This window comes from Flagellimonas eckloniae, from assembly GCF_001413955.1.
Taxonomy (GTDB): Bacteria; Bacteroidota; Bacteroidia; order Flavobacteriales; family Flavobacteriaceae; genus Flagellimonas; species Flagellimonas eckloniae.
The window spans coordinates 1,851,998-1,872,439 of the sequence record NZ_LCTZ01000002.1 but is presented as its reverse complement, the minus strand read 5'-3'; the positions used below and the strand labels follow the sequence as shown (position 1 = coordinate 1,872,439).

Genomic DNA, 20,442 nt, shown 5'->3' with positions numbered 1-20,442 from the left:
AGTATGGAACAGGGTAATTATTCAGTTGGTTTGGATATTGGAACTACCAAAATCGTAGCGATTATTGGTAGGGAAAATGAGTACGGTAAAATTGAGATTTTAGGTACAGGTAAGTCAAAAAGCTTAGGTGTGCATAGAGGTGTGGTCAATAATATTACACAGACCATTTCATCTATTCAACAAGCAGTGGAACAAGCAGAAGTGAATTCTGGGCTGAAAATTGGTTCCGTAGTTGTTGGTATTGCAGGGCAACACATTAGAAGTCTTCAGCATAGTGATTACATAACAAGGCCAAATTCTGAAGAAGTCATTGATGATGATGATTTGGAGAAACTTTGTAATCAGGTATATAAATTGGTTATGCTTCCGGGTGAAGAGATTATCCATGTTTTGCCACAAGAGTATAGAGTAGATGGCCAACCGGAAATAAAAGAACCCAAAGGAATGTACGGAGGGCGCTTAGAGGCTAATTTCCATGTTGTGGTTGGACAGGTTTCATCCATCAAAAATATTGGTAGATGCATTAAGAGCGCGGGTCTGGACTTGGCAAATATCACCTTGGAACCATTGGCATCAGCAGAAGCTGTGCTAAGTCAAGAAGAAAAAGAAGCTGGTGTAGCACTGATTGATATAGGTGGTGGTACCACGGATCTTGCAATTTTTAAAGATGGAATTATTCGTCATACCTCAGTAATCCCGTTTGGGGGGAACGTAATAACCGAAGATATAAAGGAAGGTTGCTCAATTATTGAGAAACAAGCCGAATTATTGAAGATAAAATTTGGTTCTGCCTGGCCAGGTGAAAACAAGGATAACGAGATTGTATCCATTCCCGGATTAAGAGGGCGTGAACCAAAAGAAATTACCCTTAAAAACCTCTCTAAGATTATACATGCTAGAGTTGTGGAGATCATAGAGCAAGTGTATGTGGAAATTAAGAACTACGGACATGAGGATCAGAAGAAAAAGTTGATTGCGGGAATTGTCCTTACAGGAGGAGGAAGTCAACTAAAGCATTTAAAACAATTGGTTGAATATATCACTGGCATGGATACACGTATTGGATATCCCAATGAGCACTTGGCTGGAGATTCAGATGAAGAGATTGCAAGTCCGTTATATGCAACCGCGGTTGGTCTTTTAATGAATGCCTTGGAAACAAAATCAATGGAGGCTGTTTTAGAAGAAGAGATTCAAAATGAAGAGCAGGTTTTGGTTGGGCAAGAACATGCGGCTTCGCAACCCAAAAACATATCGACCAGAGAAAGAAAATCCATTTTTGACAAATGGTCCGAGAAGTTGAAAGACTTTTTGGACAACGCAGAATAATAACCCTATAAAGCATACCCTAATAAGTAACAAAAAGCATCATGAGTAAGAACACTGAATTTGATAACATCGCTTTTGATCTTCCAAAGAACAAGAGCAACGTAATAAAAGTAATTGGCGTTGGTGGAGGTGGTGGTAATGCCATCAACCACATGTTCCAGGCCGGAATCAATGGAGTGGATTTTGTAATCTGTAACACTGATGCACAGGCATTGCAGAATAGCCCGGTTCCCAACAAAATTCAGTTGGGTGTGTCATTAACAGAAGGATTGGGTGCAGGTGCCAATCCAGAAGTGGGAGAGCAGGCCGCTTTGGAGAGTATGGAAGATGTAAAAACTATGCTGGAGCATACCACAAAAATGGTTTTTATCACTGCCGGTATGGGTGGTGGAACGGGAACTGGTGCAGCTCCAATTATTGCTAAAGCAGCTAGAGAGTTGGATGTTCTAACTGTAGGTATTGTTACTATACCCTTTCAGTTTGAAGGCGCCATGCGTAACAAACAAGCACAAGCTGGTATTGAAAAATTACGGGCAAACGTAGACTCTTTAATAGTAATCAATAACAATAAGCTACGTGAGGTTTATGGAAATTTGGGTTTCAAAGCCGGTTTTTCAAAGGCAGATGAAGTGTTGGCAACTGCAGCTAAGGGTATTGCAGAAGTAATTACACATCACTACACTCAAAATATTGACCTTAGAGATGCTAAAACGGTTCTTTCCAATAGCGGAACGGCAATAATGGGTTCATCTACGGCCTCAGGGTCGGCTAGAGCTGGTGAGGCTATCATGAAAGCGTTGGATTCCCCATTATTGAATGATAATAAAATTAGTGGGGCCAAGAACGTATTGTTACTTATCGTTTCCGGTTCACAAGAAATTACCATTGATGAGATAGGGGAAATCAATGATCATATCCAAGTTGAAGCGGGACATGGAGCAAACATCATTATGGGTGTTGGTGAAGATGAGAATTTGGGAGATGCCATTGCTGTAACGGTTATTGCTACGGGGTTTAATGTAGACCAACAAGATGATATTGTAAACACGGAAACAAAGAAGGTTTTTTACACCTTGGAAGATGAGCAAATTGCAGAACAGGAACTAACGCCTGATACAACATCCGTCCAAGAAGTGAAAATTGAAGCGCCAGTTGAATTGGAGCCTGTGATTGTCAAGCATACCTTGGAAATGGAAGATGAGGAAGTTGAAGAAGTAAAATCACCGCAAGAGACAGCGCCTGAGGTTGAACTTATTCCAACAACCAATTATATCAGAAATTTTAATGTTTTTTACGAAGAAGTTGTTCCTGAAGGCATTGAAGAAGATTTTGTGATCATTGAAGCCAAGAGCATATTGGAAGACATTGAGGTTGTAGATCCAGAAGTTGTTTCCGCAAAAGAAGAGGAAGACCAGTTTGCGTTGACTTTTGATATGCCCTTGAGTGCGGTAAAAGAGGAGGAGGAAGAAAAAGAACATACAATTACCTTTGATTTGGACGAGAACGTTCGTGATATAAATGTTAATGAATATGTTGAGGTAGACCCGGTTTTGGAATACAATAAAGAAGGGGAAACACGCTACAACTTGGAAGAATACATGGAGTTGGAAACCAAACTTACGGGAGCTAAGTCCGTAGCGGAAACCCATGAACCTAAATTGGTGGAAGATGAGTTGGTATTTGAGAAGAAAACAATTAATACCGAAGCTTCGACAGGAGGGGAACATAATCAAAATGTGGACCCTTTCAACAGTTCTATAAATGATTTATTGAAAGATCGCGCGGACGAGCGAAGAAAAAAACTTAAAAACTTCAATTATAAGTTCCAGAACAATAGGAACAGTATAGATGAAATTGAAAAGCAACCTGCATACAAAAGACAAGGTGTTGATTTAAATGACGTTCCACAGGAACAGAAAGTTTCAAGAACAACACTAAGCGAGGATAGTAATGATGAGATACAATTACGTTCAAATAATTCCTTCTTGCACGATAATGTTGATTAGTAGTGTTTAAATTGACTCCATTTTTTGATGGAAAGCTTAAACCCGTAAGTTAAGAGACTTTCGGGTTTATTTTTTATCTTCGCAGCCCAAAATAAGTATAAGATGAGTTTGCAGGATCAGGTAATGTCAGAGATGAAAACGGCAATGAAAGCTAAGGATACAGTTGCACTGGAATCATTGCGAGCAATTAAGTCTGCAATTCTTTTGGCAAAAACGGATAAAGGTGGTGGAGGAGAACTTTCTGAAGAAGATGAGGTAAAACTAGTTCAAAAGTTGGTGAAGCAACGCAAGGATAGTGCAGCAATTTTCACTGAACAAGGAAGGGATGACTTGGCTGCACCTGAGTTGGCACAGGTAGCTATAATTGAAAAGTTTTTACCTGAACAACTTACCGAAGAAGAAATAGAAAAAGTAGTTGTAATGACCATTGATTCAATTGGTGCATCGGGTATGAAGGATATGGGAAAGGTAATGGGGATGGTTTCCAAGGAATTGGCAGGACAAGCTGATGGAAAAACAATTTCTACAATAGTAAAAGCCAAATTAAGCTCATAAAATAATGGCCACGTAGCTCAGCTGAATAGAGCACTGGATTTCGGCTCCAGCGGTCGTAGGTTTGAATCCTACCGTGGTCACAAAATATTTCAGATTAATTAAAACTCCCCAGATCATTGATTTTGGGGAGTTCTTTTTTGTTATATATTGATTTAATTCCAGAGAAGCCTAATATACAGATTCATTGACCCAGAATTTTTTTTTGATTAGAGGGTAAGCCCATACTTTGCAAAGCATTAACAAGGAAAAATAAAATCGTTGGCTCATCGTTGTTAAACATTTCCCTGATTTTTTTATAAGCAACATGAATTTGCGCCTGTACCGTTCGTGGCGATATGGACAAATAATCTGCAGTTTCTTGTTGGCTCAACCCCTCTAATTTGGTCATTCGTAAGATTTGCTGACACCGTTCAGGCAGGGTTTCAATAATTTTCCTAAGCTTAATGATTTGTTGCTGCTGGTATTCTTCATCTTCAGGCTCTTCCTTCAGGGCATCATATGTCAGTTCGGCATATAGGTTGGCACGTGATATGGAACTTCTATATTGGTCAATATAAAGATTTTTGGAGGTGTGGTACAATAATTTTCTAAATCCAGAAGGATGTAAGGTTTTTCTCTTTTTCCAAAGGGTTACAAAAGCGGTTTGGACGATATCTTCCGCTTGCTGCCGATCTTGTGTTAAGGACAGGGCGTACCCTAAAAGTGAACCGTGATATTTTTCAAAGAACACTTTAAATGCCTGACTATCACCATTAATGATTTGTTGTTCCAGCATTTCATTGGTTTTAAAATTTGCCATACTTGGGACCGAGATTGAAGTCATTAACGAATGAACTCTACATAAATGTAGAAAAAAAGTTAAGAAATGGTTAGGTATCTTTTGTTTGGTATCCGTTATCTAATAAAAGAATACAACAGTGATGACCGAAAACGAAGAAAAACTGATTCACAAATTCATCAATAAAACCTTGACCGAAAGTGAATGGAAAAGTTTTTTAAAGTGGTTGGAGAAACCGGAAAATAAGAAACAGTTCAACACCTATGTTCGGGCTGATTATTATGTTCATTTATCAAATCAAGATAACGATAAGGATTCCAAGTATCTGAAAATTGCCGAAGCGCTAAAAACTCCAGAGGCAAAAGTTAGAAAACTTTGGGACAATCCAATTAGAGTTGCAGCTGCGTCAGTCATTCTTTTAGTGGGATTCACTTTTTTAGGGTACTATTTGAATAAAGATTCAGTTTCATCAATTAAAGTTGTAAAAACTACCATTGAGCAAGGTACGGATGGAGCTACGTTAACCTTGGATGATGGAACCGAGGTAAATTTAAAGAAAGGTAGTTCCTATAAAAATCAATATCTGAAGAGTAATGGCGAAGAATTGGTCTATGTGGCCAAGGAGGACCACGAAGAAATAGATTACAATTACATAACTGTCAAACGCGGAAAACAATTTACCATAGCACTCTCTGATGGAACAAAAATATGGTTGAATTCAGATTCAAAGATCAAGTACACTACGAGTTTTGTTTCTGGGCAACAAAGGCTTGTTGAACTAATTTATGGCGAGGCTTATTTTGATGTAAGTCCAGCTAAAGAATTAAACGGTGATGATGGTTTTACGGTAATTCACAAACATCAAAGTGTTTCAGTACTGGGTACAGAATTCAATATCAAGGCATATTCTGATGAACAAAAGGTATTTACCACCTTGGTTGAAGGTTCGGTTGAAGTGATGACCGGAAATATGCAATCTATTCTTGTGCCCAATCATCAATCGGTGGTCGATACGAAAAATGATGGAATTGATATAAGAAGGGCAGATGTGCTAAGTGAAACGGCATGGAAGAAGGGGCTCTTTATGTTTAAGAACAAGGACCTATCAAATATCGTGGTAACATTATCAAGATGGTATGATGTGGATATTGAAATTGAAAATAAATCATTAAAAGAAATAGAGTTTAAAGGTACTTTGAGTAAAAACCAACCTTTGGAAGAAATATTGAACTTGATTAAGAACACTAAATACATCAACAGTTATGAAATAAAAGAAAATAAAGTGGTGATCCGATAAGATAAATTGCCCACTATGGGATATAGATCACTTAAATAGAAAAAGAGGGATAGAATTACCAACATCTCACCGACGATAATCCTTCCCTCCGGGCAAATAACTAATTACTCATTAACTAAATGCAACCAAATTTATGAAAAACCAAATAAAGAGGGCTTTACGAATCCTTTATGGGAGACAGCTCTTACTTTTAATTATGAGAGGTTATCTTTTACTTTTTTGTACTCTTATAATGGGAATGAACACTAATGAAGTGTTGTCGCAGAAAACTGTAATCATTGAAAGGGATCAAGAATTAACGGTGGATGAAGTGTTTGATCTTATTATGGAGCAGACGGATTATCACTTTATCTACCAAGTAGATTTGTTTAAAGATAGGCCTAAAATAAGGGTAAAGAAAGGTAAGGTTAGGGTAGATAAATTATTGCAAAAGAGTCTTTCAAGTTCTTCAGTAACCCTAAATGTTACCGATTCCAATACCATCATTATTCAACCTAAAGGGCTACCTGAAAAAAAACGACAACAGAATATATTGGTCACAGGTTCAATTACAGACGAGCAGGGGCTTCCTTTGCCAGGGGTTACCGTACGGATAAAGGATACTAATACAGGAGTTGCAGCTGATTTTGATGGTAACTATCAAATAACAGTACCCGATGAGGCTGCCATCCTTGTTTTTACCAGTGTGGGCTACAATAGCAAGGAAGTAGTAGTAGGAACTCAGCGTACCATTAATGTTCAATTAGAAGTAGCTGTGACAAGTTTGGAGGAGACAATACTTGTTGGATATGGAAAAGTAAAAAAAGAAGCATATACGGGTTCGGTCGGTGTTGTAGATGTAGAAAACATTGCAAATCAAGGTAACATATTAAATATTGATCAGGCATTGCAAGGACAGGTAGCCGGCGTTCAGGTAAGTAACCCAAGTGGAAAGCCCGGAGCTGCAGCTAGAGTACGTATTAGGGGGAGTTCTTCTATTTTGGGAACCAACCAACCATTGTATGTGATAGATGGTGTTCCTATATCTCCTTCTACTGAAATACCTGGGTATACGAGTCTTATTAATGATATTAACAATAACGAAGCTGTTACTCTTGAGAGTGAGGGTTTTAATAATGATTTAGGTTTTATAGATTTTAACAATGTAGAAAGTATTTCAATTCTTAAAGATGCTACTGCAACAGCCATTTATGGTTCTAGAGCAGCTGCAGGTGTGGTTGTTATTACTACAAAAGATGGCGGGAAGTCAAAAAAACCACAGTTTGAATTTTCAATAACTCAAAGATCTAATTTTATTGAAAAAATAGATGTTCTAAATGCAAGCCAATATGAGGAAATATATACAGAAGCTATAGAAAATTATGTGAATTCTGGTGGTGCTATCCCAGCAACGGACTCATTTGCTTTAGGAGTTTTGGATGGTACAGAAATAGATACGTCTGTTGATACAGATTGGCTAGATTTAATTGGGAATTCAAATACAAGCACTACTAATTATGCGTTCAATGTGAGAGGTGCTGGCGAAAGGGGGTCTTATTATTCAGCTTTGAGTCTGCAAAATGATAATGGTGCCATTGAAGGAGATAAATTGACCAGATATGCTTTTGCCCTCAATTTAAGACAAAACCTAAAAGACAATTTATCCTTTTTTAGCAATATAAGTTTGGGAAGGATAGAAAGTGATTATGCATTGTCCAGCCTTTATAGTGTTTTGAATGCTGCTTCCTCCATTAGGCCAGATGAAACACCTTATGATGAGGATGGTAATTTAGTGGCCCGTTTTGGAGATATATACAACCCACTTTCTTCAAAAGAAAGAAGGATTACGTCAACAAATTTTTCCATGTTGACAAGTATGGGGTTAGAATACGAACCCATACAAAATTTGTATATAAAAACAACGGGAATACTGCAATATATAGATAATGAAAGCTATGCATTTTATCCAAGTTATACCCAAAGTGGTTTGGCAACAAATGGTAAGGGTAATCTTATTGATAGAAAAACATTTAATCCAACCATCGAAACCACTGTGGCCTATGATATGGTATTAGGTCGAAGCAATCTCAATATATTAGTTGGAAATACATTTCTAAGCGAACGCAGTGAAACCAATAGTTACTACGGGGAAAATTTTCCTAATGATGACACGCTTATTGGTTTAAGTTATGCAGGTGAAGATCTTTCTATTCAACAGGCTATAACAGAAAGTACCCTTCTATCTTTTTTCTCTAGAGTTTTGTATGATTATGATAATAGGTACTTAATCAGTTTTGCGGGTAGAATTGATGGATCTTCTAAGTTTGGAGCCAACAACCGATGGGCATCGTTTCCTTCTGTGGGAATAGGTTGGAATATACATAGAGAAAAATTAGCGGAAAACTGGTCCGGACTAAATTTTTTAAAACTTAGGGCCAGTATTGGCCAATCAGGAAATGTAACGTTTAATCCCAACCAATCCTTTAGCCTATTTGGTGCGCAAAATGGTGTGTTGGGAGTCTATAACGGGGATACTGGTGTGGTTCCCTTGGTAATAGGTAACCCAGACCTAAAATGGGAAATAACCACGCAAAAGGATTTTGGGCTGGAATTTGCGGTTCTCAATAATAAAATAAGAGGTGAAATTGGGTATTATCAAAAAGACACCAAAGATGTTCTATATCAAACAGAACTGCCCTCCTCTAGCGGATTGACTAGCGTTATCACCAATTTAGGGGATACTCAAAATAAAGGCTATGAACTGTCACTTAACTTTGATATTGTAAACACAAAGTATTTGAGGTGGAATCTCAATTTTAATGCAGCAACAGCCAAGAGTAAATTAATACGTTTAAACACTACCTACCAAGATGAATTTGGAGGAGGGGTTACATTGGGCGGATTATATTTTAAAGAAGGTGAACCGTTGGGTTTAATAAAAGGTTATGTAGCCAACGGACTATTTGAAAGCCAAGAACAAATAGATGTATTAAACGAAAATGCTCCAGATGGTGTTTACCAAGGAACCTTGACCAGCCCGGGGGATATTTATTATGCTGATTTAGATGGGGACGGAGAAGTTACCTATTCCTCTTTTAACAGTGATTTACCGGATTTACAAACTATTGGTAGTATCGAGCCTGATTTTTTTGGAGGTATTAATTCCACCTTAAATTATAAAGGAATGTCTTTAAATGTATTTGCCAATTATAGTGTTGGTAATGATATTTACTGGGCAGCTGGATCAAATAGTTATAGTTATACAAGTGGAAATGAACAAGGCAATAAGCAAACATATGCTTTGAATCGCTGGACTCAAGAGAATCCCAATGCAAAATATCCCAGAGCTGTTTATAGAACAAGCTACACTGGTGGAAACTATAACAATAGGCTTTCAAGTCTTTATGTATTTTCTGGGGATTATCTAAGGATTAAAACTATCACCTTGGGCTACAATCTACCAAAAGAGGTATTGAAGAATATAAATTTTCAAAATTTGTATTTGTATATAACAGGGACCAATTTATTTACATTTACCAAATACCCTGGAGCAGATCCGGAGGTTTCAAATACTTCCAGTTTTAGAATACCTAGTGATAATAACAACTATCCTGTATCCAAGCAGCTTATCGCTGGTATTAGGCTTACATTTTAAATTAATATCATGAAAAATATAACTATTTTATTGAGCGTTTTTGCTGGTATCTTATTGAGCTCTTGTGATGATGTGCTCGATGTGAAACCAGAAAATTATCTATTTGAGGAACAACTGGTAACGGATGATAAAAGTGCGCAAACCTCACTGGTTGGGGTATATACGCAATTAAATGGAACATATATACATCAGTTTGCTGAAATTACGACACCTCTTATGGATGGTTCGGTGATACCTGGTAGCACTGCAGCTTATTACAATGAGGCGGCAAGTAATGGCTTTGAGCCTTCTTCTGGAATTATAAATAACATTTATGAGAATATTTATGCCGTTGCAAACTCTGCAAATGCAACAATAAAAAACGTATCTGGTAATACTTTGGTCTCAGAAGCAGAATCTAAAAGAATTTTAGGAGAGGCTTACTTTATGAGAGCCTTTGGTCATTTTGAAGTTTTACGTCTCTTTGGACAATTTTACGATGTTTCAAGTGCTTATGGGATTGTTCTAAAAAAAGAGCTTTCTACAGTTGCAAATAGTCAGATTGCAAGGTCATCGGTACAAGAAAGTTATGATTTTATTGTAAGTGATCTGGATGAAAGTATAGCCCGTAATGTAATTTTTTCACAAAATTATTACGCATCTTCCACAACAGCTAAGGCTTATAAGGCAAATGTATTGCTATACATGGGAGGAGAGGCTAATTATACGGAAGCAATTGGTTTGGTAGATGAGGTAATAGCTTCGGGGGAAGTTACATTGGAACCCAATTTTGAAGATATTTTTAGCAATGGTGAAGCGAATAGCGAAGTCATTTTTACAAGAGTGGCTGCAGAAGGGCAATCAAGTAAATTTTCCTTTTACTATCAAACCGCTATAAAGGCATCAGATTGGATAAAGGATTATTTACTTGATGACCCAAGAGCACCATACTCATATGATGACAGTAATAACAGAGTTAAAAAAATATATACTTCGGAAATTGGTGGTGGCCCAAGAAATTTTATGCGTTTGGCAGAAGTCTATTTAATAAAAGCAGAGTGTCAGGCAAGATTAAATCAATTAACAGAAGCAGAAGCAACACTGAATATAATTCGAAACAGAGCTTACAGTGGTGCCGCTCCAGCATTGATTTATACAACACAACAAGAACTATTGGATTTAGTTTTTGATGAGTATGTAAAAGAGCTATGTTTTGAAACAGGTACGGTGTTATCAGCAGCTATTCGTTTTGGAAAACTGGAAGAGATAAAGGTTGATGTAACAAGTCCAGATCAATATATACTTCCCATACCAGTTTCTGAGTTAGAAGCAAATTTGGTATTTGGAGCGCAAAACCCTGGGTACGAGTAACTACAAGTATTATTTGATTTGAGTTAGTTTTTTGAAAATAGGGCTTTGGACTTCCCCAAAGGTTTAGAGCTCTATTCTACTAAGATTTAATATGATTTTTTGAGTAGTTGAACTTAGCCTTAATAATTATGGTATTGCGCAAATATATTAATAGGATAGAGCAATTAGACCAGCTTATCAGGCTAGAGTCTACTGGAAATCCGGAAGAATGTGCAAAAAAGCTAAACATTTCCAAAAGGAGTTTATATAGTTTGATTGATGAACTCAAAAAGGACTTTAAATGTCCTATTATATACAGCAGACATAAACGAAGTTATATATATACAAAAGAAGGAACGATTTCGGGCTTTCATTTTAAATCAAAGTATAAAATAAAAAGTAAGTAAAATACTACAATTTAACATATGATGCTATATTTCTGCACCAATGCTTTTTAGTTTTAAGGAAAATAAACCTCTGATTAAGGGCTAATAGATATAAACAGTTCTTCATGTTTAACCTTAAAACGTATTTGCCAATGAGACAAAGTATCTAACTAATAACTAGAGGGATATATTGGAAGACCAATAAACCTCGCAGACTTTACAATAAAATATTTTAATAATTAAAATTTTAATATCATGAAAAAAATAATAGTTATACTGAGCCTAGTTTTTGTTTTTTCCTGTAATAGTGAGAACGATGAAACACAAAGTTTAATAAGTAGTGATATCGAGTCTGAATTTCAACAAGTTCTACCTGACAATGTAGAAGGCATTCATGAAATTGACTCTAATAATGAAAGTTTAAATGCTTTTCTCTCAAGTACAAATGTCAATGGTCTCGATTTAAATTTAGATGAGGTCAGTATGATTAAATTTAAAGGTGGTGAAGGTAAATATGCTATATCTATTCCGTTTAAAAGTTCTGATAGGCACATGTCAGAAAATTTGTTTGTCTATTTTCTAGATTCAGATTTAACAAAATTTAAATCAGTAATTCATTCTGTTGAAACTTATTATAATGATGATAATATAGAAAAGATAATAGTGGGGGCTTCTCCATTTGACAGAAATTTATTCTTTAAAAGGGAATATAAAAATGATTCCTTATCCAGCAAAACGTCAAATGCCTTGAGTTGTCAATGTTATTTTCCATTGTTTTCTATCGTAGATATTAACGGGAATGGGCAAATTAGTATCGAGGAATTTCAGATTGTAGATGATGGACCAATTAGCCCATTCTCATGCAATGGATTTAATTTCAATGCTTTGGATCAAGACGGAGATGCACAAATAAACCAAAATGAATACCCAGATTGTTTTTCTGAGTGCGTGAATTGTGTTTTGAATAGTTTGAATTGTAGCCCTTCGGATACTCTTTGTGTGTTAGCTGCTTATGCAGATTGTGGTTTTAATAGTTGTTTGTAGTTAATGTTTTTTATAAATTTTGTTAAAACTGGTTTTAAGCTGAGTGCTAAACATACAGAGAATCAAATCAATATAATACTAGTTTTCAAATATGTCTTTTGGACTAGTTGAATGTATGACCTGAATATGGAAAGCCTTCTATTTTCGAAACAATTGTGCAATAATTGCCAAAGCAAAATAAAAAGATATTTGCTTTGGCAATTTTTTTAAAATTTAATGTAATCTTTTGATTTAAAGAAGCATGTGATGTATCTATACTAGCTAAAAATGCGAATAGGATAATCTGTGTTTTTAGTAACAATTAATTATATAATTAATCAATCATGAAACAAATAACAGCACTACTAACATCAATTTTATACGTATTCAGTTTTAGTCTGCTAGGGCAAGTTGAAGACTTAAACACCAATATTCCCATGGATCCATCAGTAAAAATGGGCAAATTAAAAAATGGCTTAACCTATTATATAAGACACAATGCAAAACCAAAGAATAAAGCGGAATTACGACTCGTAGTAAAAGCGGGGTCTGTTTTAGAAGACGAAGATCAACAAGGATTAGCACATTTTTTGGAACATATGGCTTTTAACGGGACTAAGAACTTCCCCAAAAATGAACTTATAGATTACCTCCAGAGCTTAGGAATTGAGTTTGGAGCCGATTTAAATGCCCATACAGGTTTTGATGAAACCGTATATAAATTGTCTGTACCAACAGACACAGAAACTTTTGACACAAGTTTACAGGTATTACGTGATTGGGCAGACGGGATTACATTTGATGATGAAGAGATAGATAACGAAAGAGGTGTTGTTGCAGAAGAGTTAAGAGCCAGGAGCGGTGCAGGCATGCGTATGTATTATCAATCTATTCCCGTAATTACAAATAATTCCAGATACGCTTCAAGATCGCCAATTGGGACTTTGGATGTTATTATGAATTCTAAGTACGAAGCCATGAAACGCTTTTATAGAGACTGGTACCGTCCAGATTTAATGGCTTTGGTATTGGTCGGGGATTTTGATGTTGCTGAAGTTGAAAGCAAAATAAAAAAGTTATTTGAAAGCATTAAACCGGTAATTAACCCAAAAGAAAGGATCTATTATGAGATTCCCGAAAATCAAGAACCCACAGTCACTGTAATTTCTGATAAAGAAGCCAGAGGAGTAAGTATATCGATATATATTAAAAAGGAAGAAAAGGATGTAACAACTTTAGGCGATTACAGGCAGGTATTATTACAAAAAATATATACGGGTATGTTACGTCAAAGACTCTCCGAAGTAGCATTGATACCAAATGCACCATTTTTATCGGCAAGTGCTGTAATTGGTAACTTTCTAGGAAATATGGATTGTTATTACCTAAGAGCCAGTCTCAAGGAAAATAACATTAACAATGGTATAGATGCTTTGCTCACGGAAAGTGAACGTGCAAGGCAATACGGTTTTACGCCCCCGGAGTTTGAACGTTATAAGGCACTATTGTTAAATAATGCCGATATACGTAGAAAAGAAACAGGAAAGCTATCCTCAAAACAGTATTACATAGAAAAGTATATCGATAATTTCACAGATAATGAACCCATTCCAAGTGATGAATTCATATATGAATTTTATAAGGATATTTTACCAACAATTCAAGTTGGGGAAGTAAATAAAATTGCCAAAGAATGGGTTAGGAAAGATAATATAGCTGTGGTTGTAAACGCTATCGAAAAATCAGACTTAGTATTGCCTTCAGAAAATGAAGTTCTTCAAATACTTAATGATGTAGCATCAAAAGATATTAAGCCTTACAAAGATAATCTTGGTGATGCTAAATTGATGGATGTTAGACCTAAACCTGGCAAAATTAAAAGTTCTGAATATAATGAAAAGATAGATGTTACAACCTGGAAACTGGCCAATGGTGTTACGGTTATTGCAAAACCAACACAGTTTCAAAATGACTTAATTTCCATGAGCGGTTTCAGGCCCGGAGGGAGTTCGGTTGCCCCGGATTCTTTATATGTTTCTGCAAGATATGCAGGAATTATAGTAGGGAGTAGTGGTATTAATGACATATCAAAAACAGATTTAAAAAAAATAAATATGGGTAAAACTGTAAAAGTTTCACCACGTATAAATTATTTTGATGATTTGTTTTCTGGCAGTAGTTCATCGGCAGATCTTGAACGAATGCTCCAAATGGTAAATTTATATTTTACCAAGCCTAATAAAGATGCTGCTGTTTTTGAGGCCAATAAGGAAAACTTAAAGTCTGTATATAAAGATCAGGACAGTAGTCCGGGAACTTTGTTCGAAAAAAGAATAAGTGAGGTCATGACAGGAAATCACCTTAGGGCAATTCCTTTAACTGAACAGCAAATTGAAAATGAACTGGATTTGGATGAGGTATATGATTTTTACAAAGACCGTTTTTCGTCTGCAAATGGCTTCACTTTTGTTTTTGTAGGCAGTTTTGATATCGATATTCTTAAAGAATTTGTGAAGCTGTATCTAGGAAGTCTTCCATCAAATTTAAACGAGAAAAGTATGTGGAAAGATACTGGGTTAAGATATGCAGAGGGTGGTGCTATCAAAGAAACTATTGTAAAAGGGATAGATGACAAAAGCAAAGTTGATATGCGTTTTACTTCTGCATTTGATTTTTCACTTGAAGAGAAGGACAAATTAAGTTTACTCGGTAAATTGTTAAAGATAAAATTAACAGAGGAAATGCGCGAAAAAATGTCTGGTGTATATGGTGTTCAAGTTTCAGGCTTTGCTTCGGATAAACCTTATGATTGGCATAGAATGAATATTCGATTTACCTGCGACCCTGAAAATGTTGATAAATTAAAAGAAAAAGTTTTTGAAGAAATAGAAAAACTAAAGAAAAATGGGGCATCTAAAGAAGATGTAAATAAAATTAAAGAAGCAGAATTAGCTAATGCTAAAGAATATTTGGAATACAATAGTTATTGGGCTGGTAAATTAAAAAACGCTTATGAGTACAAATTAAATCCTGAGTCGATTTTAGATTATGAGACTAAGATTAATAAAATAGATTCTAAAATGTTTAAAGATGCTGCAAACACCTATTTTGATATAAAAAATTATGCAGAATTTATTTTAATACCGGAAAAAGTGCGATAGAATTCTTTACCAGAATGAAACATCCCTAAAATTTATAGTTTTAGGGATGTTTTGTTTAAACTTTTGCGGAACTTGAAATGATATGGTGGTTTGATTTAATAAAAATTGATTGTAAAAGAGAGTAATAAAACAAAAAAAATATGCTCTTGATATTAAAAATATGGGTTAAAAATAATTTTATACACTTAAAAGAATAAAACTCGGGGTTTAGTAAATGTGAATTTCAAAATGTGAATTTTTAGAATAACATTTAAATGATGGGACCAATTTTAGGAATGTCATAAGAACTTGAATAAGTAGAGGTTAATTATTATCGGGGTTTACTTTTTAGAATATAGACTATTTAATTGGTATGCTTTTAAAGCATGAATTGGTATGTATCATTTATGTTAAATTAACCTTAATTTAGGAATGAATAGCTAATTCAAAACCTCAAAATCATGCTGAACCCCGCAAGATTTTTATCTCCTAAACTCGCAATATTTCTTGCTGTTTTGTGTTCTTCATGTTCGGGTCTCCGAACCGTTAAGTTTCCAAAAAAGATTGATACCCAAGATAAGCCAATAACCCTACAGGATAGGCAAACTAAGTTTATACCTGACATGGGAGTTTATGTAAGTAATGATTTTCCAAGTGCTAGATTAAATGATATAAGCGTCAAGAATGATAGCACTATAATTGTACAAGTTCAGCCAGAAAATCAGCCCATAAATAATAGTGCATATTTTGCATTTAAAGCTTGGGGTGCTAAGAAAAAACAAATTAATTTCCAATTTGAGTATCCAAACGGTTACCAGCATAGATACATTCCAAAATACAAGGTTGCCAATGGATCATGGCAGCAGGCCGACTCTACCATGTTCTCACACATGGATAGTGTAGCCATCCTTAAGATTAAAATATCTCCAGATACTGTACTTATAGCTGCACAGGAACTTCAAACAATACAAAATGTCAAGAGTTGGTATACTGAACTTCAAACCAAAACTTCTTCTAGAACACGGGTTAATATAATAGGGAAAAGCCATCTGGGGAATGATATCCCCATGCTTGATATTTATGATGGTTCTTCCGAGGGTAAAGATATTATTGTACTGTTAACGAGACAGCATCCACCAGAGGTTACAGGTTATTTGGCATTTCAAAGTTTTTTGGAGACTGTGGTAAAGCCTACGGATCTTAACACTGCTTTTTTTAAAAAGTATCGTGTTTTAGCGTTTCCACTAATGAATCCAGATGGTGTGGATTTAGGGCATTGGAGGCATAATGCAGGAGGTGTTGACCTTAATAGGGATTGGAGCAAGTACAGGCAACCAGAAATAGCTGCGGTAGTTAGCAGGATAGAACAGCTTGTAAAAGAGTACAAGGTGAAAGTACTATTGGGATTGGATTTTCACTCTACATGGCACGATGTTTTTTACACCAATGTTCAGCGGGAAAACACCAATCTTCCCAGTTTTGTTTCGGACTGGTTTGCTAGCCTGGAAGCCAACATTCCAAATTATAAGGTAAATGAAAAAAGTGCCACTAGCACAAGACCCGTATCTAAAGGCTGGTTCTTAAAACGCTTCAATGCAGTTGGGATAACGTATGAAATAGGGGATGAGACCCCAAGGGATTTTATAACATTAAAAGGAAAAATATCAGCTAATGAAATGATGAAATTATTAACAACTAACTAAAAATTAACACTCAAAAACAATTTACTTTATGAGAAAATCAACCTTAACACTCTTGCTATTTTTTCTAGTGGCAGGAATTGGGTATTCCCAAATTTCGATTTCTGGAACGGTCTCCGATGAGACAGGTCCCTTGCCAGGGGCTTCAGTTTTTGTAAAAGGGACTACCAATGGAACTACGACCGATTTTGATGGAAATTATACCATTGAAGCAAACTCAGGAGAAACACTTGTGGTATCTTTTATTGGATACAAAACTGAAGAACGGACTATTGGTTCGGAAACTACAATGAATTTTGCACTGGAATCGGATGCAGAAAGTTTATCTGAAGTTGTAGTAACCGCACTTGGTTTTGTAGAACAACGAGATAAAATGGCATCTACCTATTCAAAGATTGATGCGGACAAACTTGTTCAGCCGGTGGAAAACAAGATTATTGATGGAATGGCTGGTAAAGCAGCCGGTGTAAGTATTAATGCAACTTCTGGTGACCCGGGAGCAGGTTCCAATATTCAGATTAGGGGAACAAGTTCACTAAGCGGTTCAAGCCAACCTTTGATTGTTGTGGATGGTATTCCACTAAACAATGACAATATTTCAGGGTCTGGAGATAGTGATGAATCCGCTGGTGTATCTCAACAATCACGTTTAAATGATATCAATCCAGACGACATTGAATCATTTCAGGTTTTTAAAGGAGCTTCGGCAGGTGCATTATATGGTTCAAGAGCCTTGAATGGTGTAATTGTAATTACCACAAAGAAGGGTAAAGCTGGAAAATTTGATGTTTCATTTTCTTCAGGTATTGCAATAGACAAAATTTCATACAAACATCCATTGCAGACTACCTTTGGACAAGGTAATGGCGGAAGTTTTAGTCCTACCGCGCAACGATCTTGGGGTGATATTATAGCGGATCGATCCGGTGGAGCAGATGATGTGGATACTTCAGGTGAGTTTTTCGAATCCTTGGTTTCCGATAATATTATATACCCAATAACGCAAAAGAATTCAAGAGAAGTTTTCACCGACAGAAACTTTGATCAGGTTTTTGGAACGGGTATTACCTATGATAATCGAGTTTCTGTAAGTAGCGGTACTGACAAAGGAACATACTTTATAAGCGCTGGTAACGTAAATCAAGAAGGGATCGTTAATAGTAGTACTTATAAGAAAACTAATTTTTCAATTAACATGACCCAAAACTTGACGGACAAGTTAAGAACCAATTTTAAGGCCAATTATGTGCATACAGGGTCAAATAGAACGCAGCAAGGTTCAAATACCGCAGGTTTATATTTAGGGCTGTTACGTACACCTGCAGATTTTGATCAATCTGATTATATTGGTAATTATCACAGTGATACAGGATCTATTACACCAAATAGGCACCGTGCTTACCGAAGGTATTTGGCTAACACTGATAATGCAATCTATAACAATCCATTGTGGACCATTAACGAGCAGCAAAGTACGGCCAAAGTAAATAGGTTAATTGGTACTGGAGAAGTTACGTATCAATGGAATGACAACATAAGTACTATTGTAAGAGGTGGTGTGGATTTCTATGTTGATACAAGAGTTTATTTTTTCCCATATTATACGGCAGGTGCCGCTAGACGATATGGTCTGTTAAATGATGAAACCATTAATAATGAGGAATATAACGGGGATTTATTGACAAATTTTAATTACGAGTTGACCGAAAAATTAAACACAAACATAATAGTTGGGTTTGGTATTAATGATAGAAGGCGTAAACGAATTTTTACCGCTGCGGACAATTTCATTGCTAATTTTAGAAGCCCATTGGATGCCGCAGAACTCTCAGCAATTGAAAACATAACCTCTGAAACTACCAGAACTTCTAGAAAAAACATCCGTTTTTATGGTACTGCGAATTTTGATTATGCAGATCAGTTGGTTTTACAACTGGGTGGTGCTTATGAAAAGCATTCTGTATTGCCAAAATCCAATAATGGTTTCTTTTATCCCAGTGCCGAATTGGGTTGGACGTTTACAAAGGCATTAAAAGATACCGGACCCTTGTCTTTTGGTAAAATACGGTTGGCTTATGGTCAGGTAGCAAACGTTCCTATTGCACACAGGGAACAGACAGTGTTTGAAGTTGGAACATTTTCATCATTTTCTGATGAAATTACCCTGGAAAATTTTGGAGGAGGTTTCCAATTGGATGAGCGTTTAGGAAATGCGGAGCTAAAACCTGAAATCAAAACAGAATATGAAGTAGGTCTAGATCTTCGATTCCTAAGAAACAGGTTAGCATTGTCCACGACATATTATACCAATACCACGGAAGACGTTTTATTGGACCTTGCTTTGGTTCCATCACTTGGTTTTGATGAAATATATGCCAATGGAGCTTCGATAGAAAATGATGGTATTGAGATTGAATTCCGGTATGATTTTCTCAGAAATCAAGATTGGAGAGGTTCCATTGCATTAAACTATAGCAAAAACGAAAATATAGTACGTGGAGTACAAGGTAATGGAGAATTTATCCAAGAGTTTTCAGAAGGGACCTCAATTCAGTCCGTTGCTATAGATGGCCAACCTTTAGGTGTTCTATATACGCAAGGAGCTTTGAGAAATGATGATGGAAGTTTTGTTTTAGACGCCAATGGTTTTCCACAGATAGATACAGGAGGAAATCTTATTGTTGGAGACCCAAACCCAGATTGGAGAGGTGGTTTTCAATTTGATTTGTCTTACAAGAATTTGTCATTGGCCGCATCGTTCGATACTAGTCAAGGAAATGATTTGGCACAGCGAACCCGGTTTATTTTATCTTTCTTTGGTACACATGCAGATGTAGGCAATACAATCACGCTTAGTGAAGACCTTGTGAACTATGATGGCGATGTGATTCCTGCTGGTTCAGTAGTTAGGGGAAACATAGGAAATTTTGGTGGTGGAAATGTGCTATTGGATGAAGATTATTATACCTCCCTATACGGTTTTGGAGATGGAGTACTAAATGAGTTCGCAGTTGAAGATGGCAGCTGGACCCGACTTAGGGAGTTATCACTTTCCTACACAATCAATTCAGATAATTTTAGAAAAGCTACAGGCTTGGATTCAGTAGAGTTTACAGCTTCAGGTCGTAATTTGATTATCTGGACAGATGTTGTAGGTATTGATCCCGATATCAATCAATTTGGTGTTGGTAGGGCTCGCGGTTTGGATTATTTCTCTAATCCTGGGGCAAGGACTTATGCTTTTGGAATCAATTTTAATTTTTAA

General features: G+C 36.2%; 11 protein-coding genes and 1 tRNA gene. 11 read left to right on the top strand and 1 reads right to left on the bottom strand.

Going from position 1 to position 20,442, the window contains the following annotated elements; genetic code table 11:
* Window positions 1–3: 3 nt before the first annotated feature.
* The 4 genes from ftsA (at window position 4) to AAY42_RS07950 (ending at window position 3,970) form a co-directional block, all read left to right on the top strand.
* A complete protein-coding gene (ftsA, locus tag AAY42_RS07965; RefSeq protein WP_055393997.1) occupies window positions 4–1,329 on the top strand; it encodes a cell division protein FtsA in 1,326 nt (441 codons plus the stop codon).
* A 41-nt stretch (window positions 1,330–1,370) separates the two neighbouring features.
* Complete coding sequence (gene ftsZ / locus AAY42_RS07960) at window positions 1,371–3,335, top strand: cell division protein FtsZ (RefSeq protein ID WP_055393996.1); 1,965 nt, start codon at window positions 1,371–1,373, stop codon at window positions 3,333–3,335.
* 102 nt (window positions 3,336–3,437) lie between these two features.
* Window positions 3,438–3,890 carry a GatB/YqeY domain-containing protein gene (locus AAY42_RS07955; protein WP_055393994.1) on the top strand — a complete coding sequence of 151 codons (453 nt, stop codon included), beginning with the start codon at window positions 3,438–3,440 and terminating at the stop codon, window positions 3,888–3,890.
* 6 nt (window positions 3,891–3,896) lie between these two features.
* Window positions 3,897–3,970, top strand: a tRNA-Arg gene (locus AAY42_RS07950).
* Between the two features lie 101 nt (window positions 3,971–4,071).
* Here AAY42_RS07950 and AAY42_RS07945 read toward each other — a convergent pair.
* Entirely contained in the window at window positions 4,072–4,689 is a 618-nt protein-coding gene (locus tag AAY42_RS07945; protein ID WP_175288742.1) for an RNA polymerase sigma factor, read from the bottom strand.
* A 121-nt stretch (window positions 4,690–4,810) separates the two neighbouring features.
* Here AAY42_RS07945 and AAY42_RS07940 point away from each other — a divergent pair, with 121 nt between their 5' ends.
* From AAY42_RS07940 to AAY42_RS07905, 7 genes are all read left to right on the top strand, one after another.
* Complete coding sequence (locus AAY42_RS07940) at window positions 4,811–5,965, top strand: FecR family protein (RefSeq protein WP_055393990.1); 1,155 nt, start codon at window positions 4,811–4,813, stop codon at window positions 5,963–5,965.
* A gap of 133 nt (window positions 5,966–6,098) precedes the next feature.
* Window positions 6,099–9,599, top strand: coding sequence for a SusC/RagA family TonB-linked outer membrane protein (locus tag AAY42_RS07935; RefSeq protein WP_082433365.1), 3,501 nt, complete (start codon window positions 6,099–6,101; stop codon window positions 9,597–9,599).
* 9 nt (window positions 9,600–9,608) lie between these two features.
* A complete protein-coding gene (locus tag AAY42_RS07930; RefSeq protein WP_055393986.1) occupies window positions 9,609–10,949 on the top strand; it encodes a RagB/SusD family nutrient uptake outer membrane protein in 1,341 nt (446 codons plus the stop codon).
* 620 nt (window positions 10,950–11,569) lie between these two features.
* Window positions 11,570–12,358 carry a hypothetical protein gene (locus AAY42_RS07920; RefSeq protein ID WP_055393982.1) on the top strand — a complete coding sequence of 263 codons (789 nt, stop codon included), beginning with the start codon at window positions 11,570–11,572 and terminating at the stop codon, window positions 12,356–12,358.
* A 323-nt stretch (window positions 12,359–12,681) separates the two neighbouring features.
* Window positions 12,682–15,498, top strand: coding sequence for a M16 family metallopeptidase (locus AAY42_RS07915; protein WP_055393980.1), 2,817 nt, complete (start codon window positions 12,682–12,684; stop codon window positions 15,496–15,498).
* A 440-nt stretch (window positions 15,499–15,938) separates the two neighbouring features.
* Window positions 15,939–17,180: a M14 family metallopeptidase gene (locus AAY42_RS07910; protein WP_055393977.1), complete on the top strand. Its 1,242-nt coding sequence runs from the start codon at window positions 15,939–15,941 to the stop codon at window positions 17,178–17,180.
* A gap of 28 nt (window positions 17,181–17,208) precedes the next feature.
* On the top strand, window positions 17,209–20,442 hold the full coding sequence (locus tag AAY42_RS07905) for a SusC/RagA family TonB-linked outer membrane protein (protein WP_055393975.1): 3,234 nt from the start codon (window positions 17,209–17,211) through the stop codon (window positions 20,440–20,442).